The sequence below is a fragment of the Silvania hatchlandensis genome (genome assembly GCF_025564065.1).
In the GTDB taxonomy this organism is placed as follows: Bacteria; Pseudomonadota; Gammaproteobacteria; order Enterobacterales; family Enterobacteriaceae; genus Enterobacter; species Enterobacter hatchlandensis.
Map to the genome: position 1 here is coordinate 164,365 of NZ_JAMGZK010000053.1, position 21,558 is coordinate 185,922.

The 21,558-nt window shown below is 55.6% G+C and carries 24 protein-coding genes; 14 read left to right on the top strand and 10 right to left on the bottom strand.

Features of this window, described 5'->3' with window-relative positions:
- From M8014_RS17945 to gstA, 4 genes are all read left to right on the top strand, one after another.
- On the top strand, positions 1-687 hold the full coding sequence (locus tag M8014_RS17945; RefSeq protein ID WP_271283745.1) for an electron transport complex subunit E: 687 nt from the start codon (positions 1-3) through the stop codon (positions 685-687).
- Entirely contained in the window at positions 684-1,319 is a 636-nt protein-coding gene (gene nth / locus M8014_RS17950) for an endonuclease III (RefSeq protein WP_271283746.1), read from the top strand. Before M8014_RS17945 ends, nth begins: the two co-directional genes overlap by 4 nt.
- 599 nt (positions 1,320-1,918) lie before the next feature.
- Complete coding sequence (gene dtpA, locus M8014_RS17955; protein ID WP_271283747.1) at positions 1,919-3,427, top strand: dipeptide/tripeptide permease DtpA; 1,509 nt, start codon at positions 1,919-1,921, stop codon at positions 3,425-3,427.
- Positions 3,428-3,534: 107 nt separating this feature from the next.
- Positions 3,535-4,140 (top strand): glutathione transferase GstA, encoded by a 606-nt coding sequence (gene gstA, locus M8014_RS17960; protein ID WP_271283748.1) that lies wholly within the window; start codon positions 3,535-3,537, stop codon positions 4,138-4,140.
- 47 nt (positions 4,141-4,187) lie between these two features.
- On the opposite strand, the gene pdxY is transcribed toward gstA, so the two are convergent.
- From pdxY to anmK, 5 genes are all read right to left on the bottom strand, one after another.
- Positions 4,188-5,048, bottom strand: coding sequence for a pyridoxal kinase PdxY (gene pdxY / locus M8014_RS17965; RefSeq protein WP_271283749.1), 861 nt, complete (start codon positions 5,046-5,048; stop codon positions 4,188-4,190).
- A 58-nt stretch (positions 5,049-5,106) separates the two neighbouring features.
- Positions 5,107-6,387 (bottom strand): tyrosine--tRNA ligase, encoded by a 1,281-nt coding sequence (gene tyrS, locus M8014_RS17970; protein WP_271283750.1) that lies wholly within the window; start codon positions 6,385-6,387, stop codon positions 5,107-5,109.
- 126 nt (positions 6,388-6,513) lie between these two features.
- Positions 6,514-7,170 (bottom strand): pyridoxamine 5'-phosphate oxidase, encoded by a 657-nt coding sequence (gene pdxH / locus M8014_RS17975; RefSeq protein ID WP_271283751.1) that lies wholly within the window; start codon positions 7,168-7,170, stop codon positions 6,514-6,516.
- Between the two features lie 57 nt (positions 7,171-7,227).
- Positions 7,228-7,551, bottom strand: a complete 324-nt coding sequence (gene mliC / locus M8014_RS17980; RefSeq protein ID WP_271283752.1) for a C-type lysozyme inhibitor — start codon at positions 7,549-7,551, stop codon at positions 7,228-7,230.
- Between the two features lie 93 nt (positions 7,552-7,644).
- Positions 7,645-8,769: an anhydro-N-acetylmuramic acid kinase gene (gene anmK, locus M8014_RS17985; protein ID WP_271283753.1), complete on the bottom strand. Its 1,125-nt coding sequence runs from the start codon at positions 8,767-8,769 to the stop codon at positions 7,645-7,647.
- A 284-nt stretch (positions 8,770-9,053) separates the two neighbouring features.
- Here anmK and slyB point away from each other — a divergent pair, with 284 nt between their 5' ends.
- Positions 9,054-9,521, top strand: coding sequence for an outer membrane lipoprotein SlyB (slyB, locus tag M8014_RS17990; RefSeq protein ID WP_271283754.1), 468 nt, complete (start codon positions 9,054-9,056; stop codon positions 9,519-9,521).
- Between the two features lie 56 nt (positions 9,522-9,577).
- Here slyB and slyA read toward each other — a convergent pair whose 3' ends face one another.
- On the bottom strand, positions 9,578-10,018 hold the full coding sequence (gene slyA / locus M8014_RS17995) for a transcriptional regulator SlyA (protein ID WP_271283755.1): 441 nt from the start codon (positions 10,016-10,018) through the stop codon (positions 9,578-9,580).
- Positions 10,019-10,204: 186 nt separating this feature from the next.
- Here slyA and M8014_RS18000 point away from each other — a divergent pair, with 186 nt between their 5' ends.
- Genes M8014_RS18000 through M8014_RS18010 form a run of 3 tightly spaced genes read left to right on the top strand, consistent with a single transcriptional unit; the run spans position 10,205 to position 13,336 of the window.
- Entirely contained in the window at positions 10,205-10,441 is a 237-nt protein-coding gene (locus tag M8014_RS18000) for a DUF1656 domain-containing protein (RefSeq protein WP_271283756.1), read from the top strand.
- A gap of 7 nt (positions 10,442-10,448) precedes the next feature.
- Positions 10,449-11,306, top strand: a complete 858-nt coding sequence (locus M8014_RS18005; RefSeq protein WP_271283757.1) for an efflux RND transporter periplasmic adaptor subunit — start codon at positions 10,449-10,451, stop codon at positions 11,304-11,306.
- The gene (locus M8014_RS18010) at positions 11,303-13,336 is read left to right on the top strand and encodes an FUSC family protein (protein WP_271283758.1); all 2,034 of its coding nucleotides are present in this window, start codon (positions 11,303-11,305) and stop codon (positions 13,334-13,336) included. Before M8014_RS18005 ends, M8014_RS18010 begins: the two co-directional genes overlap by 4 nt.
- On the opposite strand, the gene sodC is transcribed toward M8014_RS18010, so the two are convergent.
- From sodC to M8014_RS18025, 3 genes are all read right to left on the bottom strand, one after another.
- Positions 13,315-13,833 carry a superoxide dismutase [Cu-Zn] SodC gene (gene sodC / locus M8014_RS18015; RefSeq protein WP_271283759.1) on the bottom strand — a complete coding sequence of 173 codons (519 nt, stop codon included), beginning with the start codon at positions 13,831-13,833 and terminating at the stop codon, positions 13,315-13,317. The two genes, M8014_RS18010 and sodC, sit on opposite strands and share 22 nt — an antisense overlap.
- An 81-nt stretch (positions 13,834-13,914) precedes the next feature.
- Complete coding sequence (locus M8014_RS18020) at positions 13,915-14,811, bottom strand: aldo/keto reductase (RefSeq protein WP_271283760.1); 897 nt, start codon at positions 14,809-14,811, stop codon at positions 13,915-13,917.
- Positions 14,812-14,859: 48 nt separating this feature from the next.
- Positions 14,860-15,099 carry a DUF1289 domain-containing protein gene (locus M8014_RS18025; protein ID WP_271283761.1) on the bottom strand — a complete coding sequence of 80 codons (240 nt, stop codon included), beginning with the start codon at positions 15,097-15,099 and terminating at the stop codon, positions 14,860-14,862.
- Between the two features lie 149 nt (positions 15,100-15,248).
- Between M8014_RS18025 and eptA the strand changes: the two genes are divergently transcribed.
- The 5 genes from eptA (at position 15,249) to rnt (ending at position 19,903) form a co-directional block, all read left to right on the top strand.
- Positions 15,249-16,877, top strand: a complete 1,629-nt coding sequence (eptA, locus tag M8014_RS18030; protein WP_271283935.1) for a phosphoethanolamine transferase EptA — start codon at positions 15,249-15,251, stop codon at positions 16,875-16,877.
- A gap of 38 nt (positions 16,878-16,915) precedes the next feature.
- Positions 16,916-17,515 carry a TetR/AcrR family transcriptional regulator gene (locus M8014_RS18035; RefSeq protein ID WP_271283762.1) on the top strand — a complete coding sequence of 200 codons (600 nt, stop codon included), beginning with the start codon at positions 16,916-16,918 and terminating at the stop codon, positions 17,513-17,515.
- A 53-nt stretch (positions 17,516-17,568) separates the two neighbouring features.
- The gene (gene nemA, locus M8014_RS18040; protein WP_271283763.1) at positions 17,569-18,666 is read left to right on the top strand and encodes an alkene reductase; all 1,098 of its coding nucleotides are present in this window, start codon (positions 17,569-17,571) and stop codon (positions 18,664-18,666) included.
- Between the two features lie 82 nt (positions 18,667-18,748).
- On the top strand, positions 18,749-19,156 hold the full coding sequence (gene gloA, locus M8014_RS18045) for a lactoylglutathione lyase (protein WP_271283764.1): 408 nt from the start codon (positions 18,749-18,751) through the stop codon (positions 19,154-19,156).
- A gap of 96 nt (positions 19,157-19,252) precedes the next feature.
- Positions 19,253-19,903: a ribonuclease T gene (rnt, locus tag M8014_RS18050; protein ID WP_271283765.1), complete on the top strand. Its 651-nt coding sequence runs from the start codon at positions 19,253-19,255 to the stop codon at positions 19,901-19,903.
- Between the two features lie 47 nt (positions 19,904-19,950).
- On the opposite strand, the gene grxD is transcribed toward rnt, so the two are convergent.
- Positions 19,951-20,298 (bottom strand): monothiol glutaredoxin 4, encoded by a 348-nt coding sequence (gene grxD, locus M8014_RS18055; protein ID WP_271283766.1) that lies wholly within the window; start codon positions 20,296-20,298, stop codon positions 19,951-19,953.
- Positions 20,299-20,633: 335 nt separating this feature from the next.
- Between grxD and M8014_RS18060 the strand changes: the two genes are divergently transcribed.
- The gene (locus M8014_RS18060; RefSeq protein ID WP_271283767.1) at positions 20,634-21,452 is read left to right on the top strand and encodes an NlpC/P60 family protein; all 819 of its coding nucleotides are present in this window, start codon (positions 20,634-20,636) and stop codon (positions 21,450-21,452) included.
- Positions 21,453-21,558: the final 106 nt, after the last annotated feature.

Here is a 21,558-nt window from a genome sequence, read left to right on the forward strand (position 1 = left end):
ATGAGCCAGGTTAAAGAGGTTATCGTCCAGGGTCTGTGGAAAAACAACTCTGCGCTGGTGCAGCTGCTGGGGATGTGTCCGCTGCTGGCCGTCACCTCGACCGCCACCAATGCCCTGGGTCTGGGGCTGGCAACCACGCTGGTGCTGACCCTGACCAACCTGTCTATTTCGGCCCTGCGTCGCTGGACGCCGTCTGAGATCCGTATTCCCATCTACGTGATGATCATCGCCTCGGTGGTGAGCGTCGTGCAGATGCTGATTAACGCCTACGCCTTTGGTCTGTATCAGTCGCTGGGGATTTTTATCCCGCTGATCGTGACCAACTGTATCGTGGTCGGGCGTGCTGAAGCTTTTGCGGTGAAGAACGATCCGCTGATCTCCGCCCTCGATGGCTTTGCTATCGGAATGGGGGCGACCTGTGCGATGTTCGTGCTGGGATCAATGCGTGAAATCCTCGGCAATGGCACCCTGTTCGACGGCGCAGACGCACTGCTGGGCGGCTGGGCGAAAGTCCTGCGCATCGAGGTGTTCCACACCGACACCCCATTCCTGCTGGCGATGCTACCCCCTGGCGCCTTTATTGGCCTTGGCATGATGCTGGCAGTAAAGTACCTGATTGATGAGAAACGTAAACGCCGGGCTGCCGCACGCAGCATTGAGGAAGGGATCCCCGAGAAGGCTTCATGAATAAAGAGAAACGGTTAGCGATTTTACAGCGCCTGCGGGATAACAATCCGCACCCGACCACAGAGCTGAACTTTAGCTCTCCGTTTGAGCTGCTGATTGCGGTCCTGCTTTCTGCTCAGGCTACCGACGTGAGCGTGAACAAAGCCACCGCCAAACTTTACCCGGTGGCCAACACGCCGCAGGCGATGCTGGAGTTGGGCGTTGACGGGGTGAAAGCTTACATCAAGACCATCGGCCTGTTTAACAGCAAAGCCGAGAACGTGATCAAAACCTGCCGCATGCTGCTGGAGCTGCACGGTGGCGAGGTGCCGGAAGACAGGGCGGCGCTGGAAGCCCTGCCCGGCGTCGGACGCAAGACCGCCAACGTGGTGTTGAATACCGCATTTGGCTGGCCAACAATTGCGGTCGATACCCACATCTTCCGCGTCTGTAATCGGACTCACTTTGCCCCGGGCAAAAACGTCGAGCAGGTGGAAGAGAAACTGCTGAAAGTGGTCCCGGCGGAATTTAAGGTCGACTGTCATCACTGGCTGATCCTGCACGGTCGCTATACCTGCATCGCACGTAAGCCGCGCTGTGGCTCCTGCCTTATCGAAGATTTATGTGAATTCAAAGAGAAAGTCGATATCTGAAACCGTCATCCGACGGTTTTTTTAATCCTGCAGAGTTACCCCTGTCTGCGCGCAATTTCTCACGTGATCCTGCTTCACCTTTCCGCATGGGCCGGTCATTGTTCGGTTATATAACGTTCAAACAGGTTAATTGTTTTTTTAACAGCTAAAATTTCTATGAGTATGTGATCGCGATCACCCTGATAACGCGATGTTGCATTTTTGTGTATAAAATCGCGATAACTCCTTACATCAACAAGAACCCAGCCCTGTAACACCACATATCTGACCAGATAACTTTCAGATTATGGCCCATATCACTGCTTATTACCTTTAACAGCAGAACATATCGCCACCCGCCCACTAATCAGGCAATTGCATAGTGAAAAAAACCAGCAAATCAGGCTGACTGAAATTTAACGCTGAATAACATTTATGTTTCCGGTTAATTATAGCGGCCAGGTTAAATGTAACAGTGTATTACAAACATCTTGCCAGACGGGTCAGGATAGTGAACATTAACCGCCGTTTCCCCTCCCACTATAACTATAAAGCGGATGGACTACGGTCATCACGCTGTGAACACCCCCTTAATATGGGATGTAAAAAAAGAGGTATATGTGTCTATTGCAAACAAAAAACCAGCAGAAGAAAGCGTAAGTCTCAACGCTTTTAAACAGCCAAAATCGTTCTATCTCATTTTCTCTATCGAGCTGTGGGAGCGTTTTGGTTACTACGGTCTGCAGGGGATCATGGCAGTTTACCTGGTAAAACAACTGGGTATGTCCGAAGCAGATTCCATCACGCTGTTTTCTTCTTTTAGTGCCCTGGTATACGGTCTGGTCGCAGTCGGCGGCTGGCTGGGTGATAAAGTCCTCGGGACCAAACGTGTCATTCTACTCGGTGCCATCGTACTGGCTATCGGTTACGGTCTGGTTGCCTGGTCCGGTCACGATGCCGGTGTGGTTTACATGGGTATGGCGACCATCGCAGTGGGTAACGGCCTGTTCAAAGCGAACCCGTCTTCCCTGCTTTCTACCTGCTATAACAAAGATGATCCGCGTCTGGACGGTGCATTTACCATGTACTACATGTCCATCAACATCGGTTCCTTCTTCTCGATGCTGGCAACCCCGTGGCTGGCCGCTAAATTCGGCTGGAGCGTGGCGTTTGCCCTGAGCTTCGTCGGGATGCTGATCACCGTTGTGAACTTCCTGTTCTGCCGCAGCTGGGTGAAGGACTACGGTTCAAAACCTGACTTTGCACCGGTACAGATGGGCAAACTGCTGGCAACTATCGTCGGCGTAGTGATTCTGGTTGCTGTTGCCACCTGGCTGCTGCACAACCAGGGCATCGCACGTGCGGTGCTGGGCGTTGTGGCACTGGGTATCATCGCTATCTTTGCGAAAGAAGCGTTTGCGATGCAGGGTGCTGCGCGCCGTAAGATGATTGTCGCGTTCATCCTGATGCTGGAAGCGATTTGCTTCTTCGTCCTGTACAGCCAGATGCCAACCTCGCTGAACTTCTTTGCGATCCGTAACGTTGAGCACTCTATTCTGGGTATCGCGTTCGAACCTGAGCAGTTCCAGGCACTGAACCCGTTCTGGATCATGGTTGGTAGCCCGATTCTGGCCGCTATCTATAACAAGATGGGCGACCGTCTGCCGATGCCGCACAAGTTCGCCGTCGGTATGGTACTGTGCTCTGGCGCCTTCCTGGTGCTGCCGTTGGGTGCGAAATTCGCCAGCGACGCGGGCATTGTTTCCGTTAACTGGCTGATCCTGAGCTATGCCCTGCAGTCTATCGGTGAGCTGATGATCTCCGGTCTGGGCCTTGCGATGGTTGCACAGCTGGTTCCACAGCGCCTGATGGGCTTCATCATGGGTAGCTGGTTCCTGACAACCGCCGGTGCTGCACTGATCGCTGGTAAGATTGCTAACCTGATGGCCGTGCCATCAGACGTGACTGACCCGCTGGTTTCCCTGCATGTTTACGGCGACGTGTTCCTGCAGATTGGTATTGCCACTGCGGTTATCGCCTTGCTGATGATGCTGACAGCACCGAAGCTGAACCGTATGACTCAGGACGACGACAGCACCGCCAAAGCGACGACCACCGCTACCGCGTAATGTCATCGGGAAACGACTGAACAGAAGCCGCTAACTGTGTGTTAGCGGCTTTTTTTTTATTCCGCTGAGCACTACCATACAGTAAACCTAGCCAACAGGAGTGACCGATGAAACTGTTCTACAAACCAGGCGCCTGCTCTCTTGCCTGTCATATTACGTTGCGTGAAAGCGGGAAAGACTTCACCCTTAGCAGCGTTGACCTGATGAAGAAAAAGCTGGAAAACGGCGACGATTTCTTTGCGGTGAATCCAAAAGGTCAGGTTCCGGCACTGCTTCTGGAAGACGGTACGCTGCTGACCGAAGGGGTGGCGATTATGCAATACCTGGCGGATGGCGTGGCCGATCGCCAGCTGCTGGCACCCACCGGCAGCATCGCGCGCTACAAGACCCTTGAGTGGATGAACTTCATCGCTACCGAGCTGCACAAAGGCTTTACGCCGCTGTTCCGCCCGGATACCCCGGAAGAGTACAAACCGACCGTTCGTGCACTACTGGAGAAAAAACTGCAGTACGTGAATGACCAGTTGAAAGACGATCAGTGGATTTGCGGTCAGCGCTTCACGATTGCCGATGCGTATCTCTTTACCGTCCTGCGCTGGGCGCGGGCAGTGAAACTGAACATGGAAGGATTGGGCCACATCGACGCCTACATGGCGCGGATGGCGGAACGTCCGGACGTGGCTGCGGCGCTGGAAGCGGAAGGGTTGAAGTAAGGACGTTGTTTGTTGCCCGGCAGCGCGTTGCTTGCCGGGCAATGATGTCAAAGCTGTGTCGCGCTAAACAGATGCTCTGGCTTCGCGATACGATCCTGCGCCGCCACCACCTGCAGCTCATACTCCTGCATATTCTTCGTGGCGATCATAATCTCGTACACCGCCGCCGTGACGTGCTCCAGCGCATCACGCACCGTTGCCCCCTGCAGCAGTTTCACCAGCAGCAGGCCGCTGGTCACATCACCCACGCCCACCGGCTGACGAATCCCAAAATCCACCAGCGGACGGCTGATATGCCAGGCTTCATCTTTGGTCACCAGCAGCATCTCAAAGCGATCCAGGCTTAACCCGGCGCGCGCCAGATGCTTCACCAGCACGATTTCAGGGCCCTGGGCAATCAGTTCCCGGGAGGCGGCAACCGCCTCATCCACGCTGTTGACGGCGTGTTCACAGAGGATTTCCAGCTCGATCAGGTTCGGGGCAATGATATCGCTGGCCGGTAACGCATGACGCACGTGGAACTCCGCGACGCCAGGCGCCACGATGCAGCCTTTTTCTGGATGACCCATCACCGGATCGCAGAAGTATTTTGCTGCCGGGTTAGCCGCCTTCACCTGACGCACGATGCCGAGAATATGCTCGCCCTGCTCTGCCGATCCCAGATAGCCGCTCAGGACGGCGTCACAGGTCTTCAGCTTGTCGATATCAGCAATGCCTTGCACGATGTCGGTCAGGTGCGCAGGCGGCATCACGCAGCCGGTCCATTTACCGTATTGCGTATGGTTGGAAAACTGAACGGTGTTTAACGGCCAGACGTTGGCCCCAAGACGACGCATCGGAAATTCAGCGGCGCTGTTGCCAGCATGCCCAAAAACGACGTGGGACTGGATGGCGAGGATATTCTTCATTTTCTTACCACAACCCTGAAAAAATAAAGGGGCGTGGTTTCCCACGCCCCTGTTGTTTTTATGCTGACTTCCAGCAAACCAGACAGTAATTCTTTTTGCCGCGACGCAGTAAGGTGTAACGACCATACAGACGATCGCTGTCCACAAAGGTATATTCCTCGTTGGACTGTTTTTCACCGTTGATGGTGATGGCGTTCGAGGCGATGGTTTTACGCGCCTGACCGCGGGACGGCTGCAGCTCGGAGTCGACCAGCGCCTGCATCAGGTCTGCGCCTTTCTCCATCTCAACCATTGGCACACCATCCTGCGCCAACTGTTCGAAGTCGGCTTCGCTCAGATCGCTCAGGGTGCCGTTAAACAGGCTGGCGGTGATACGCTTCGCGGCCACCAGCCCCTCTTCACCGTGAACCAGACGGGTAACCTGCTCCGCCAGCACATACTGCGCGCGCGGCGCTTTACCGCTGGTCTTGTCTTCTTCTTCCAGGGCATTAATCTCTTCCAGATCCATAAAGGTGAAGAACTTCAGGAAGCGATACACGTCGGCGTCGGCGGTGTTGATCCAGAACTGGTAGAACTTATACGGGCTGGTTTTCTTCGGATCGAGCCAGACCGCGCCGCCTTCGGTTTTACCGAATTTGGTGCCGTCAGACTTGGTGATCAGAGGAACTGTCAAACCGAAGACCTGGTTCTGATGCAGGCGCCGGGTCAGATCGATACCGGAGGTGATGTTACCCCACTGATCGGAGCCGCCAATCTGCAGCGCCACACCGTGCAGGTTATTCAGACAGGCAAAGTCATAACCCTGCAGCAGGTTATAGGAGAACTCGGTGAACGAGATCCCCTGGTCGTCACGGTTCAGACGCTGCTTCACCGCTTCTTTGTTGATCATCTGGTTAACAGAGAAGTGCTTGCCGATATCACGCAGGAAGGTCAGCACGTTCATGCCGCCAAACCAGTCGTAGTTATTGGCCGCAATCGCCGAGTTTGCACCACAGTCGAAGTCGAGGAACGGGGCAACCTGTTTGCGGATTTTATCCACCCACTCCTGCACGGTGTCTGCCGTATTCAGTTTACGCTCAGCGGCTTTAAAGCTTGGGTCGCCAATCAGACCCGTTGCGCCGCCGACCAGTGCTACAGGCGTATGGCCTGCCAGCTGGAAGCGTTTCAGGCATAACAAAGGAACCAGATGCCCCAAATGCAAGCTGTCGGCGGTAGGATCGAAGCCGCAATAGAGGGCGATCGGGCCTTGCGCCAGTCGCTCTGCTAACGCTTCCTCGTCCGTCACCTGAGCCACGAGGCCCCGCTCTTGCAATTGTTTAATCAAGTTACTGCTTGCCATCAAATTCTCCATGTATAAAACGACTGCACCTTTGCCGGTACACGACTTTTCGCCAGACGCGAAAGGTACATAGAATAAAGCGCTGACACCGGTTGTACCAGCGCTTAAGCGAACAAATTTCGGGGATTAAGGTGCCAGTCGATCGATTTTCCACGCGTCGTTATCGCGCTGGTACAAAAAACGATCGTGCAGACGATGTTCTCCGCCCTGCCAGAACTCCATTTGCTGGATGGGTACGCGGAATCCGCCCCAGAAGCTCGGCAGCGGCACTTCACCCTGCTGGAATTTCTGTTTCAGTTCGAGGAATTTGCTTTCCAGCACGCCACGGGCCGAGATGCGGCTCGACTGTTTAGAAACCCAGGCGCCAATCTGGCTGTCACGCGGGCGGGAGTGGAAATATTTCAGCACGTCCAGCGTGGAGAGACGCTCGACGGTGCCGGTGACCATCACCTGACGCTCCAGCATATGCCACGGGAACAGCAGGCTGATACGCGGGTTGTTTTCGAGGTGGTGCGCTTTACGGCTGCCAAGGTTGGTATAGAACACCAGACCTTTTTCATCGTAATGCTTGAGCAACACGATGCGCTGATAGGGTTGACCGTGCTCGTCGACGGTCGCCACCACCATCGCGGTGGGATCGGCAAGGCGGGCCTCACAGGCCTGTTTTAGCCAGCGTTCAAACAGCACCAGCGGCTCGGCGGGGAGATCCTGGCGACGCAGGCCGCCTTTGGTGTATTCGCGGCGCAGATGCGCAATTTGCTGCAATTCGTCGTTATCAGACATGGCGTTAACTGAGGTTGTGATCGGGTGGCGCTATTGTGCGCCGCCCCCTGCAAAATCTCAACGCTTCGGATTTTGGATCTGACAATTGTTCAGCACGCTGCGGTCGCGTTTGTAGACCGTGGCGCTGTCGCCTTTCGACCAGAACACGTAAACACCGTCAGAGTAGCGGGTGCCAGAGGCGGACATTCCCTGCTTCAGCGTCAGCAGCTTGTTGTCATAAACGAAGCTGACTTCCTGGCGCGGATTATTGAGCTTAACGGTGAGCGGCTTTTCTTCGCACTGGTAGGCCAGCGTGTCGGTTTGCATACGCTCAACAAACTGGTTGTAAACGCTACAACCCGCCAGCAGAAAAGGGGTTAAAACAAGAAGCAGTTTTTTCATGGGTGTGTTCCGAAGACTATCCTGGTCCCGGAGGGCAACGCCGCCCTCCCGTTTCCTGTTAGTTTACCCTTCGCATCCGTAGGTGAAATTCGGTTAACTCTGATTTTGTCGCGGATTGGCTGGAAAAACAGCACCTAACACGCTGGCTTCACGCGCGCCGGTCACCGACGGTAAATTACCCGGCAGCCCCGCCACCGTGCGCCAGGCCAACCAGGCAAACGCCAGGGCTTCCATGTCATCGCCGCTGATCCCCACCCGATCGGTGGTGGTCACTTCCGTGCCCGGCAGCAGGCCCGCAAGACGCGCCATCAGCAGCGGATTACGGCTGCCGCCGCCGCACACCAGCAGCCGCACGCAGCCGCCGCTTAACAGCACTTGTTCAGCAATCGACACGGCGGTGAGTTCGGCAAGCGTGGCCTGCACATCCTGTGGCGCCAGACCCGGGAAGCGGGCCAGATGACGCTCCAGCCAGCCGTAGTTAAAGTACTCGCGTCCGGTGCTTTTTGGCGCCGGTGCCGCAAAATAGGGATCGAGCAGCATGTTCTGCAGCAGCGGGATGATGACTTTACCGCTGCAGGCCCAGTTGGCGTCTTTATCGTAGCCTTTGCCCATCTGACGCCAGATCCAGGCATCCATCAGCATATTGCCCGGTCCGGTATCGAACCCGCGTACCGGCTGGTCAGGGATCAATAGCGACAGGTTGGCAATCCCGCCAATGTTCAACACCATCCGGCGCTCGTGGGGATGCGCGAGCAGCGCATGATGAAAGGCCGGCACCAGCGGTGCGCCCTGCCCACCCAGAGCCATATCCCGACGACGAAAATCACCGACGACGGTTACGCCCGTTTTCGCCACGATCTGATTATTGTCGCCAATTTGCAGCGTATGGGGATAATCGCTGCCCGGCTCATGCCAGACGGTTTGCCCGTGACAGCCGATGGCGACCACGTCCTGAGGACGCAGATTTTCCTGATTCATCAGCGCCTGCACGGCATCGCCGAACAAGCGTCCCAGTTGGGTGTCGAGCTGGCCCAGCTGCGACAGCGTCAGCTGCTGCCCCTGGCAGATGTTGAGGATCGCGTGCTTGATTTCCGGCGGAATGGGCCAGCTCAGGCTGGCCTGCTGTGCGACCATGTTCTCGTCTATTGCCGCAAGGACGACATCCACGCCGTCAAGACTGGTACCTGACATTACGCCAATATAGCGACCCGATTTCATATGCTTTCCTTAATCCGCCTGGGCTGTGGGCACACTCCACCATAAACGCGTAATCAATGCTATGGCGGACATATACTTTTTAACAATACCTGACACTTACGCGCATTCCAGGAATATTCCGCATGGCATTTTTGCGTCAGGTCAACGCCTGTTTATCTCTGGTTAAGTCAGAATCAAGTACAATTCTCTTAATGTTTAAGCGAAGATAGGATCTATGGCACCCGATGCCATATAATTTAGCCATACGGAGCGCATCGCGTTTATTTGGTGAACAGGAGATTCAAATGATTTTACGTGTACTGGCCGTGTCGATGATTGGTTTTACTCTGGCTGGTTGTGTTAATAGCAGCTCTATGTCCGGGGATGTCTACAGCGCTTCTGAAGCCAAACAAGTTCAGAATGTGACTTATGGCACCATTGTTCATACTCGCCCGGTACAAATTCAGGGTGGCGATGACGCTAACGTTATCGGTGCGATTGGCGGTGCAGTGCTGGGTGGTTTCCTCGGTAACACCGTCGGTGGCGGCACAGGCCGCTCTCTGGCGACCGCAGCTGGCGCAGTAGCCGGTGGCGTTGCGGGCCAGGGTGTGCAGGGCGCGATGAACAAAACTCAGGGTGTAGAGTTAGAAATTCGTAAGGATGACGGCAGCACCATCATGGTGGTGCAGAAGCAGGGTAACACCCAGTTCGCTGCAGGTCAGCGCGTTGTGTTAGCCAGCAACGGTAGCCAGGTGACCGTTTCCCCACGCTAATATCCGGGCAGGTCAGTGACAAGAAAAAGCCTTGCGTATGCAAGGCTTTTTTAGGGTCAGTCGCGAGACTGGAGCTCGTTAATATTGTGCTCAAGCCGGGCCACCAGCGAGATCAGCAGTTCCAGTTCAGCGGGCGATATTCCGGAGAGGATCTCACCGCGCGTTTTACTGATTACCATTTCCATCTCGGTAATAATGGGGGTGGCTTTTTCAGTCAGTTTAATTCGCTTAGCACGACGATCGCTGGCACAGGTCTGTCGAGAAATCAGTCCCTTATCTTCCAGTTGATCGAGTGTACGAACCAGGGATGGCTGCTCAATGCCTATCGCTTTAGCCAGTTGGATCTGCGACTGGTCGGGCGGCAGCTGATGAATATTATGCAGCGTAACCCAATGCGTCTGTGTCAATTCCAGAGGTTTCAGGCGATGGTCAATCAGAGCACGCCACACGCGTACTAACCTTGCCAGATCAGAACCTAATGGCGATTCCAATTTCATCTCCTTATAATTAGCTTGCTAAGTTATTATACTGATTTTAGAATAGTTTGCAGCATTTATATTGCCAAAACAAATGCAATACTGCATTCATCCAACAAGACTCTTTTGATTTACACTGAATTGTGACGCCCTGGTGCGTTATGGCGGGCCGCTGAGGCCACTTCCCCTTTGCAAAGGAACCGGCTCGTGAAGTTTACGTTTAACGCCACCGGGTTACCGCTTCAGGACTTGATTGTCGGTGCCTCTGTTTACTTTCCCCCTTTATTTAAGGCGGTGATGCTGGGTTTTATTCTCTGGCTGGTCACCCACCGTCTGCTGCGCGACTGGATGTATTCCGGTGAAATCTGGCATCCCATGCTGATGGATCTCTCGCTGTTTGTTCTTGCGGTCTGCCTGGGCCTTGTTGTGTTAATTGTCTGGTGACTCTTGTATGAAAACCCTGAAATATTTTTCATCGCTGTTGGTTGTTGCGCTGGCGCTCATCGCCGGTTGGTGGCTGTGGAATTATTATATGCAATCCCCATGGACCCGGGATGGCAAAGTGCGCGCCGAGCAGGTCAGTATCACGCCGCAGGTTTCCGGCGCCATTACGACCCTTAAGATTAAAGATAACCAGTTTGTCCATGCCGGTGAGGTGCTGTTTCACATTGATGAAACCCCCTGGCACATCGCGGTGCTGAATGCCGAAGCACAGCTGGCGAAAGCCCGGACCGATCTGGCCAAAGCCGATAACGAAGCCAACCGCCGTCGTCATCTGTCACGAAACTATATCTCCGCCGAAGATATGGATACGGCCAATATCAACGTCCAGGCGATGCAGGCCAGCGTCGAGGTGGCCGAAGCGGCGCTCAAGCAGGCCCAGTGGCAGCTGACGCAGACCGTGGTCAAAGCCCCGGTTGACGGCTGGGTAACAAATCTTTCTACCCGGGTAGGCGATTACGCCACCACCGGGCAGCCGCTGTTTGCACTGGTCGACAGCCACTCATTTTACGTGGTCGGCTATTTTGAAGAGACTAAACTGCGCCACATCCGCGAGGGTGCGCCTGCCCAGATTACCCTCTACAGCGGCTCGGTAACGTTACAGGGTCACGTATCCAGCATCGGGCGCGCCATCTACGATCAGAGCGTGGAGACCGATTCAGGGCTGGTGCCCGACGTGAAGCCGACTATCCCGTGGGTGCGACTGGCGCAGCGCATTCCGGTGCGCATCATCTTTGACCAGCTTCCGGCGGATCTGACCCTGGTCTCCGGCACCACTTGTAGCGTGGCGATCGGGACCCTGCCGTGAAGGTGTCCGCTTTTTCCTGGCGTAACCTGCCGTGGATAAAGGCAACCTCTGCCCAGTGGCGCTATGCCCTGCGCAACGGGATCGCGATGTGCCTGGCGCTGACCGTCGCTTATTGCCTGAATCTGGATGAACCCTACTGGGCGATGACCTCGGCGGCGGTGGTCAGCTTCCCGACGGTTGGCGGGGTGATCAGTAAAAGCCTGGGCCGCGTGGTGGGCAGCTTGCTGGGGGCCACCGCGGCGCTGATTATCGCCGGGCATACCCTGAACGATCCGTGGCTGTTTTTGTTCAGCATGGCGGCGTGGCTTGGGGTCTGTACCTGGGCCTGCGCCCACTTTACCAATAACGTCGCCTATGCCTTTCAGCTGGCGGGTTACACTGCCGCAATCATTGCCTTTCCGGTGGTCAATATTCTGGATATCACCCAGCTGTGGGATATTGCTCAGGCCCGCGTCTGCGAGGTCATTATCGGGATCCTCAGCGGCGGGATGATGATGATGATCCTGCCCAGCACTTCGGATGGCACCGCCCTGATCGGTGCTCTTAAGAGCATGCACACCCGACTGCTGGAACATGCCAGCCTGCTGTGGCAGCCCGACAGCAACGATACGATTCGCCAGGCCCATGAGAAAGTGATCGCCCAAATCCTGACCATGAACCTGCTGCGTATTCAGGCCTTCTGGAGCCACTACCGCTTTCGGCGGCAAAATGCTCTGCTGAATTATCTCCTTCACCAGCAGCTGCGGATGACCAGCGCTATCTCCAGCTTACGCCGGATGCTACTGAACTGGCCCGATCCCCCCGCGCACACACGGGAGATTATCGACCAGCTGCTGGCTGCGCTCGCACGACCCGACACCGATGTTTATACCGTGGCGCGTATTATCGCCCCGCTGAAGCCCGCAGCAGGGGGCGATTACCGCCATCGCGCCGTCTGGCAGCGGTTACGCTATTTCAGCCGCCTGTATCTGCAGAGCAGCCGCTGGATAGCAGCTGTTGAGACCGCCACCCCGGTAACCGAGTTTAGCGTTCCGCACAGCCCGGCGCTGGCGCGTCACACGGACAACCTTGAAGCCTTATGGAGCGGCTTTCGCACCTTCTGCGCGCTGTGCCTGGTGGGCGCCTGGAGCCTTTCCACCCAGTGGGAATCAGGCTCGGCGGCCCTGACGCTGGCGGCGATCAGTAGCGTGCTCTACTCCGTTTCGCCAACGCCGTTTAATTCGCTGACGCTGCTGTTGCGCACCCTCGTCCTGCTCTCGCTGTTCAGTTTTGTCTTCAAATTTGGCCTGATGGTACAGATATCGGATCTGTGGCTGTTCCTGCTGTTTCTGTTCCCGCTGCTCACCACTATGCAGCTGATGAAGCTGCAAATCCCTCGCCAGGCCGGCCTGTGGGGGCAGCTGATTGTGTTTATGGGTTCGTTTATTTCAGTCACCAATCCGCCCGTGTATGACTTTGCCGATTTCCTGAATGACAATCTGGCGAAGATCCTCGGCGTGGGGTTGACCTGGCTGGCGTTCGCAGTACTACGACCGGGATCGGATGCGCGCAAAAGCCGCCGCCACATTAAGGAGCTGCGTCGCGGTTTTGTCGATCAGCTCAGCCGCCGACCGCGGCTAAGTGAAAATGGGTATGAATCACTGGTGTACCATCACGTCAGCCAACTGAACACCAGCCAGGACGCGCTCTCACGCCGCTGGCTGCTGCGCTGGGGCGTGGTGCTGCTGAACTGCAGTCACGTGGTCTGGCAGCTGCGCGGGTGGGAAACCCGCTCCGATCCGCTGGCGCAGGTGCGCGACGTGGCAGTTTCACTCCTGCGCGACATCATGAGCGAGCGCGGCGTGCAGCAACGTCCGCTGGCCGCCACCCTTGATGAATTAAAACGGATCTGTGACACCCTCGGGCACCATCCCCAGCCTGCGGCGCAGGATCTGGCCGCGCTTATCTGGCGGCTGCACTGTTCCCTGTCCCAGCTGGAGCAGGCGCCCGCGCCGGGCACCCTCAGCGATCAGATCACCCCGCAGGCGTAGCGGGCCCCGCCACCGCCAAGCGGTTTGGGTTGATCGGACATATTATCGCCCCCGACGTGGATCATCAGCGCTTTGCCCTTCACCTCATCCAGCTTTTTAAGGCGTGGCGCGACAACGGGATCGGTGGCTTTACCGTCGTTATTGACCACCAGCACCGGCAGATCGCCAAGATGTCCCATGCCGTCCGGGCCTTCATGTTTGCCGCTGCTGTGCGGATCGAGATGCCCGCCCGCCGATTCGGCAGCAGAAGGCTTGCCCTCTTTCATGGCGGGTTCGCAGGAACCTTTCGCGTGGACGTGGAAACCGTGTTCGCCCGGAGGAAGGGCTTTAAGATTGGGGGCGAACTCCAGTCCCTTATCCGTTTCGGTGATTTTCACCGTCCCGACCGACTGGCCTACCCCCTGAGAGGTGACGAGGTTCATCTCAACTTCGTCGCTGGCAGCCTGCGCACCGGCGCACACCATCAACGTCAACATCGCCAGAGTAAAACGCTTCATATGACCTCCTTCGGTTAATATTTGCCCCTTAAGCTTATACCAGGGGCAACGATTTCACCGGGAAGTCAATTGAATGCAGAATTACGGTACGTCGTAACCCAGCGCGGCTTTACGAATGCGGAACCACTGCTGGCGTGTCATCTGAAGCTGTTCTGCCGCCAGGGCGGAACGCACGCGCTCGATTTTACCGGAGCCAATAATCGGCAGCGGCTTCGACGGCAGACGCAGGATCCACGCATACACCACCTGCTCGATGCTTTCTGCGTTCAGCTCCTGCGCCACCTGGGCCAGCTCATCGCGCAGCGGCTGGAAGGATTCGTCATTGAACAGGCGACCACCGCCGAGGCAGGACCAGGCCATTGGGCGAATGCGTAGCTGTTGCAGCTGATCAAGCGTGCCATCCAGCAGCAGCGGCTGGTACACCGGGGAAATTTCAACCTGATTGGTCGCCAGAGTAAACGGCAGGCGCGACTGCAGCAGTGCAAACTGGGCCGGGGTAAAGTTAGACACGCCGAAATGGCGCACTTTGCCGCTCTGGTGCAGGGCGAGGAACGCTTCGGCGACCTCGTCGGCATCCATCAGCGGATCCGGGCGATGGATCAGCAGCAGGTCGATATGATCCGTTGCCAGATGGGTCAGCGACTGCTCGGCGCTCTGAATGATATGGTCACGATCGGTGATGTAATGGCCGAGGGCATGCTCAGTTTTTGCGGTGGTGGCAATGCCGCATTTGGTGACGATCTCCATGCGCTGACGCAGCGCTGGTGCCAGCTTCATCGCTTCGCCAAAGGCCGCTTCACACTGGTAGCCGCCGTAAATATCGGCGTGATCGACGGTAGTGATCCCCAGATCCAGATGCGCTTCAATAAAGCTCGCCAGCTGCTGAGCGGACATATTCCAGTCCATCAGACGCCAGTAGCCCATCACAAAACGGGAGAATTCCGGGCCCTGTGGGGCAAGGGTAATACGCTGAACCATAGCAATTTCCTCAAAAAAAGACTGGGGTGAGTATACGCAATTACGGGGCTAAAACAGTGAGGGTTGCTGCGGTTCTTCGGTTTTGGAGGGTCTGTTTGCGCGCATTTTGCGCAGCAGACGCTGGCGACACAGGCGCAGGATCTCCTGTTTCTGCGGATCGCTCATGGCTTGCCAGTTAAAACGCTCCTCCCGGCTGCGCATACAGCCGCGACAAAAGCCCCGCTCATCCGACTGGCAAATACCCCGGCACGGGCTCTGGACGGGAAAGAACTCCAGTTGTTCAGCCACACCCACCTCCCCGACCCCATGATTACAGTAAAGTGAAGACCTTAAGCCGGGCTAACGCAAGACGTCAACCATAGAAATGTACATTAAGGTTTCACTAATCTTCGCTCCCTATACTCGCGTCATCAAAGCAATGAATGGTTCGGATGATGATGCAGTCGATTAAAAAGTTACAGTGTAACGATATAAAATTCACTCTGGGGTGCGCCCTGTTATTTACGTTGTTAAACGCCCTGTTTATCCAACGCAGCTGGGCGGTGATCGCCCCGTCACGGCTACATGATTTTATTTTTGCCCTGACGGTGCCACTGGTGCTGTTTTGCGGCTGGGTGATGGTATTCAGCATTCTGAATATTCCCCTGATCCGTAAACCGCTGCTGGTACTGCTGACCCTTGGCTGTGCGGGGGCGACCTATTTTATGTTCACTTACGGGGCGGTGATTGACCAGAATATGATGGTCAACGTCTTCGAAACCAACTCCCAGGAAGCCACCGCGCTGGTCACCCCGCAGTTGCTGCTGTGGCTGGCGGTTGCTGGTCTGGTCCCTTCGGCGGTGCTGGCCATGATCCGCATTCATCCCGGTAAAATCTGGCAAACGCTGCTGATGCGTCTGGCGACGATCCTCGCCAGCCTGTTAATCATCATTCTGGTCGCTTCGGTGTTTTATAAGGACTACGCCTCGTTGTTCCGCAACAATAAAGGCATCGTCAAAATGGTGACCCCGGCGAACTACGTCAGCGCCATCGCAAAATACAGCAAGGCACGCTGGTTTGCGGGCGATCAGACCTTAATCCGGTTGGGCGAAGATGCGCATAAAGGTCCGATGGTGCTGGCACAGCAGAAAAAAACCGTGCTGGTGCTGGTTGTCGGCGAAGCCTCCCGGGCGCAAAACTACTCCCTGAACGGCTACGAACGCGAAACCAATCCTGAACTGAAAAAACAGAACGTAATCAACTTCCCGCAGGCCTCCTCCTGTGGCACAGAAACGGCCGTTTCGGTGCCGTGCATGTTCTCGGGGATGCCGCGCAAACAGTATGACGCCGACCTGGCCCATCATCAGGAAGGGTTAATGGACGTGCTGGCCCACGCGGGAGTCAATCTGTTGTGGCGGGATAACGACGGTGGCTGTAAAGGTGCCTGCAATCGCATCCCGCATACCGACATGACTCAGTGGAAGCTGGACGCGCTGTGCAAAAACAACGCCTGTATTGACGACGCCAATCTCTGGCACCTGGACAGCGTCTTAGACGGCCTGAAGCAGGACAGCGTGCTGGTGATCCACCTGATGGGCAGCCACGGTCCGGCTTATTTTCAGCGCTACCCGGAGCAGTACCGCCGCTTTACCCCGACCTGCGACACCAACCAGATCCAGGACTGCGATCATCAGGCGCTGCTCAATACCTATGACAACACTATTTTGTATACCGACAGCGTGGTGAGTCAGACTATCGACATGCTGAAAGCCCGGCAATCCACGATGAACACGGCGCTGATATACCTGTCCGACCACGGCGAATCGCTGGGGGAAAACGGTCTCTATCTGCACGGGACCCCTTATATGCTGGCACCCGAGCAGCAGACACATATTCCATTTATGTTCTGGCTGTCGCCAGACTATCAGCAAAACTACCGCGTTAATGAGCAGTGCCTACGCGACCAGGCCGGGAAAGAGGCGGTATCGCAGGACAATCTGTTCGCCACGGTGCTGGGGATGATGAATATCCAGACAGCGGTTTATCAGCCGCAAATGGATCTCCTCACCCGCTGTCGTCGAACTTAACGCTTGCATTAGACCGACTGGTCTATTACATTGTCCGCATGAATAAGCACACTGAACACGATACACGCGAACACCTGCTGGCAACCGGCGAGCGTCTGTGCATGCACCGAGGCTTTACCGGGATGGGGCTGAGCGAACTGCTCAAAACCGCCGACGTGCCGAAGGGATCGTTTTACCACTACTTTCGCTCGAAAGAGGCGTTTGGCGTGGCCCTGCTGGAGCGCCACTTTGCCGGCTACCATCAGCGTCTTGCCAGCCACTTCGCCAGCGGTGAAGGGAATTATCGCGATCGTGTTCTGGCTTACTATCAGGAAGCGCTGACCCAGTTCAGTCAGCAGGGCCTGATCAGCGGTTGCCTGACGGTGAAACTGTCCGCCGAAGTGTGCGATCTGTCAGAAGATATGCGCACGGCAATGCATAAAGGGGCCACCGAGGTGATCGCCCTGCTGGCGCAAGCGCTGGAGAAAGGCCGTGCTGAAAGGTCACTGGTCTTTATCGGCGAATCCTTCGCGCAGGCACAGGTACTTTACTCCCTGTGGCTGGGGGCGAATCTGCAGGCCAAAATGTCCCGCAGTTCGCTGCCGCTGGAAAGCGCGCTGGCTCATGTGCAACACATCATTGCAACGCCTGACGTATAACAGGCGTTTTTATTTAACGATTTACTAGTCGACCGGTCTATTCAGGAGCCACTATGTCAGCCGAAAAATTATTTACCCCCCTTAAAGTGGGCGCAATCGAAGCACCTAACCGCGTTTTCATGGCACCTCTCACCCGCCTGCGCAGCATCGAGCCGGGTGATATTCCGACCCCACTGATGGGCGAATACTATCGCCAGCGCGTCAGCTCAGGTCTGATCATCTCGGAAGCCACGCAGATTTCTTTCCAGGCCAAAGGCTACGCTGGCGCACCGGGCCTGCACAGCCCGGAGCAGATCGCCGCGTGGAAGAAAATTACCGCGGGCGTACATGCTGAAGAGGGTCGCATCGCGGTCCAGCTGTGGCACACCGGCCGTATCTCGCACAACAGCCTGCAGCCGGGTGGTCAGGCGCCGGTAGCCCCTTCCGCACTGAGCGCGGGCACCCGCACTTCGCTGCGTGATGAAAACGGTCAGGCGACCCGGGCAGATACCTCCCTGCCGCGTGCCCTTGAGCTGAACGAAATCCCGGGCATCGTGAACGATTTCCGCCAGGCGGTCGCCAACGCCCGTGAAGCCGGTTTCGACCTCGTCGAACTGCACTCGGCACACGGCTACCTGCTGCACCAGTTCCTGTCACCTTCTTCTAATCAGCGTACCGATCAGTACGGCGGTAGCATCGAGAATCGTGCCCGTCTGGTGCTGGAAGTGGTGGATGCTGTTTCTCAGGAGTGGAGTGCCGATCGCATCGGGATCCGCGTCTCGCCAATCGGTTCGTTCCAGAACGTGGATAACGGTCCGAACGAAGAAGCTGATGCCCTGTACCTGATTGCAGAACTGGCGAAGCGCGGCATCGCGTATCTGCACATGTCCGAGCCAGACTGGGCAGGCGGCGAGCCGTATTCTGATGCCTTCCGTCAGAAAGTCCGCGACCGCTTCCCGGGCGTGATCATCGGTGCTGGCGCGTACACGCCAGAAAAAGCCGAAGACTTGATTAACAAAGGGTTGATCGATGCCGTGGCCTTTGGCCGCGCCTACATCGCCAACCCGGATCTGGTGGCGCGTCTTGAGCGTAAAACCGAGCTGAACCCACAGCGCCCGGAAAGCTTCTACGGCGGTGGTGCCGAAGGTTATACCGATTATCCTTCTTTATAGTCCCTCCATTGATAGCGGCGACGATTCGCCGCTATACTAAAACATCGTTTCTGTTCAAGATGATAAAAGCAAAGAGGATATTATGCGCTTACTCCATACCATGCTGCGCGTTGGCGACCTGCAACGTTCCATTGAGTTTTACACCAACGTACTGGGCATGACCCTGCTGCGCACCAGCGAAAACCCGGAATACAAATATTCACTGGCGTTTGTTGGCTACGGCCAGGAAAGCGAAGAAGCGGTTATCGAACTGACCTATAACTGGGATGTTGATAGCTACGAGCTGGGCACTGCGTACGGTCACATCGCACTTGAAGTGGATAACGCGGCTGAAGCCTGCGAGCGCATCCGCAGCAACGGCGGCAACGTCACCCGTGAAGCGGGCCCGGTTAAAGGCGGCACCACGGTTATCGCCTTCGTCGAAGATCCCGACGGTTACAAAATCGAACTGATTGAAGCCAAAGATGCCGGTCGCGGTCTGGGTAACTGATCCTTCAGGGCGCGCGATGCGCCCGTTGTTTTACTGCATCCCGTTATAAAATTTGCCATAATGCGCTCTGCTTTTTTCCCCTTGTAAGAGATCCAGATGTCCGATAACGCTCAAATTACCGGTCTGTGCGACCGTTTTCGTGGTTTTTATCCTGTTGTGATTGATGTTGAAACCGCAGGATTTAACGCCAAAACCGATGCGCTGCTGGAAATTGCCGCCATCACGTTGAAAATGGATGAACAGGGCAATTTGCTGCCGGACTCCACGCTGCATTTCCACGTCGAACCTTTCGAGGGGGCTAATCTGCAGCCCGAGGCGCTGGCGTTTAACGGCATTGACCCGAGTAACCCGCTGCGCGGGGCGGTCAGCGAATACGACGCGCTGCATGCCATTTTCAAAATGGTGCGCAAGGGCATGAAAGATCAGAACTGCAATCGCGCGATCATGGTGGCGCACAATGCCACGTTCGATCACAGCTTTATGATGGCCGCCGCCGAGCGCGCCTCGCTCAAGCGCAACCCGTTCCACCCGTTCGTCACCTTCGATACCGCCGCATTAAGCGGACTGGCGCTGGGGCAAACGGTGCTGTCAAAAGCCTGTATCACGGCGGGCATCGCCTTTGACGGCACCCAGGCGCACTCTGCCCTGTACGATACCGAACGCACTTCCGAGCTATTTTGCGAGATTGTTAACCGCTGGAAACGCCTCGGCGGCTGGCCGCTGCCGGAAGCGGAACCTGAAGCATAAAAAAAAGCGACCTTTTGGTCGCTTTTTTGTGTCCATGACGCGAGAAATTACTCTGCGTCTGGCTCTTCAGATTTGTATTTCGCTGCGGTCTCTTTGATCAGCTGCTGCAGTTCGCCGCGCTGATACATTTCGATCAGGATGTCGCACCCGCCGACCAGTTCGCCGTCAATCCACAGCTGTGGGAAGGTTGGCCAGTTAGCGTATTTTGGCAGCTCAGCGCGGATATCCGGATTCTGCAGAATATCAACGTAAGCAAAACGTTCGCCACAGGCGGACAGCGCCTGAACTGCTTGTGCGGAGAAACCGCAGCTTGGCAGCTTTGGAGAACCTTTCATGTACAGGAGAATCGGGTTTTCAGCGATTTGTTGCTGAATTTTTTCAATAGTAGTGCTCATGTCTTGCTTCCTTTAACTTCTGTTACGGCAATCGACTGTCATTGTAGCGTCTCAGACCGACAACGGAAAATAACATTTTCGTCACGTATCGTATTTTACCGCGCGCCGCATAAAGATGCATTAATAACACATGTTATATATGTACTGCCCTGATTTTTGCTCAGCAAATGACCAGGCCAGCGAAAGGATGTTTATTTTTTTGCACTCGATTACAAAACGCAGTTTTAAGTGCAAAAAGTTTATTAACGTCGGGGCTTTTTATAGATTAGAATCGACAGGTTTTGTAAATCACCTGCCGGCATTATTCATGCCAGCAATTACCAGGGGACTGCCCAGTGGCGCGAATAAATAAATTCTCGATCACGCTCTGTGCTTTGCTTTTTTCGACTCTCTCTTTCACGCCGCTGGCTAACGCCTCAGAGCAGGCGCGGTCTTCGGCTACGCATAAAACGCATCTGGCGAAAGTAACCGAACCCAAGAAAAAAAGCGCGACCAGCAAAACCACTAAAAAAGAGAGCACCAGTAAAAAAAGCACCACCAAAAAGAGCACCGCAAAGAAAACCCTCGCGAAAACACCGCAAACCGCCTCCAGCAAGAAAAACAAAAATTCCCCCCACAATGCCACCCGAGCTACGCAAACGGCTTCGCGCGTTGTGACAGAGAAGTGTACGACCCGCAAAGGACACAAAAAGCAGTGCGTTAAAACCAGCAAGACCACAACCATTGCCGCTGCGCATAAAGTCCGGGTGCAAAAAGCGCAAAGCACAGCGTTAAATAAATTAATGGGACAGATTGGCAAACCGTATCGCTGGGGCGGTAGCTCACCGCGTACCGGTTTTGACTGCAGCGGTCTGGTCTATTACGCCTATAAAGATCTGGTGAAATTCCGTATCCCGCGCACCGCCAACGAAATGTACCATCTGCGCGATGCGTCCCCGGTCACCCGGGGTGAACTGGAAAGCGGCGATCTGGTGTTCTTCCGCACCCAGGGTCGCGGGACGGCCGATCACGTCGGCGTGTACGTCGGCAACGGCAAGTTTATCCAGTCCCCGCGCAGCGGCCAGGATATCCAGATCACCTCCCTGAGCGAAGATTACTGGCAGCGTCACTACGTTGGCGCACGCCGCGTGATGAAGGCCAACACCATTCGTTAATCCCCTGCCCTGCTGGCTCTTCAGCAGGGTAAGTTCTTCTTTTGTCTAACCTTTCATTTTGCTACTCTACCCGCACATTCAATATGGTTATTGAATGGATCACTAT

Coding starts and splice junctions, on each gene's coding strand:
- sodC (WP_271283759.1), bottom strand. CDS start 13,833: ATGAAGCGTTTTACTCTGGCGATGTTGACGTTGATGGTGTGCGCCGGT.
- M8014_RS18035 (WP_271283762.1), top strand. CDS start 16,916: ATGAATAAGCACACTGAACACGATACACGCGAACACCTGCTGGCAACC.
- M8014_RS18020 (WP_271283760.1), bottom strand. CDS start 14,811: ATGGTTCAGCGTATTACCCTTGCCCCACAGGGCCCGGAATTCTCCCGT.
- mliC (WP_271283752.1), bottom strand. CDS start 7,551: ATGAAAAAACTGCTTCTTGTTTTAACCCCTTTTCTGCTGGCGGGTTGT.
- pdxY (WP_271283749.1), bottom strand. CDS start 5,048: ATGAAGAATATCCTCGCCATCCAGTCCCACGTCGTTTTTGGGCATGCT.
- gloA (WP_271283764.1), top strand. CDS start 18,749: ATGCGCTTACTCCATACCATGCTGCGCGTTGGCGACCTGCAACGTTCC.
- M8014_RS18005 (WP_271283757.1), top strand. CDS start 10,449: ATGAAAACCCTGAAATATTTTTCATCGCTGTTGGTTGTTGCGCTGGCG.
- pdxH (WP_271283751.1), bottom strand. CDS start 7,170: ATGTCTGATAACGACGAATTGCAGCAAATTGCGCATCTGCGCCGCGAA.
- slyA (WP_271283755.1), bottom strand. CDS start 10,018: ATGAAATTGGAATCGCCATTAGGTTCTGATCTGGCAAGGTTAGTACGC.
- slyB (WP_271283754.1), top strand. CDS start 9,054: ATGATTTTACGTGTACTGGCCGTGTCGATGATTGGTTTTACTCTGGCT.
- tyrS (WP_271283750.1), bottom strand. CDS start 6,387: ATGGCAAGCAGTAACTTGATTAAACAATTGCAAGAGCGGGGCCTCGTG.
- nth (WP_271283746.1), top strand. CDS start 684: ATGAATAAAGAGAAACGGTTAGCGATTTTACAGCGCCTGCGGGATAAC.
- eptA (WP_271283935.1), top strand. CDS start 15,249: ATGCAGTCGATTAAAAAGTTACAGTGTAACGATATAAAATTCACTCTG.
- rnt (WP_271283765.1), top strand. CDS start 19,253: ATGTCCGATAACGCTCAAATTACCGGTCTGTGCGACCGTTTTCGTGGT.
- anmK (WP_271283753.1), bottom strand. CDS start 8,769: ATGAAATCGGGTCGCTATATTGGCGTAATGTCAGGTACCAGTCTTGAC.
- M8014_RS17945 (WP_271283745.1), top strand. CDS start 1: ATGAGCCAGGTTAAAGAGGTTATCGTCCAGGGTCTGTGGAAAAACAAC.
- gstA (WP_271283748.1), top strand. CDS start 3,535: ATGAAACTGTTCTACAAACCAGGCGCCTGCTCTCTTGCCTGTCATATT.
- nemA (WP_271283763.1), top strand. CDS start 17,569: ATGTCAGCCGAAAAATTATTTACCCCCCTTAAAGTGGGCGCAATCGAA.
- grxD (WP_271283766.1), bottom strand. CDS start 20,298: ATGAGCACTACTATTGAAAAAATTCAGCAACAAATCGCTGAAAACCCG.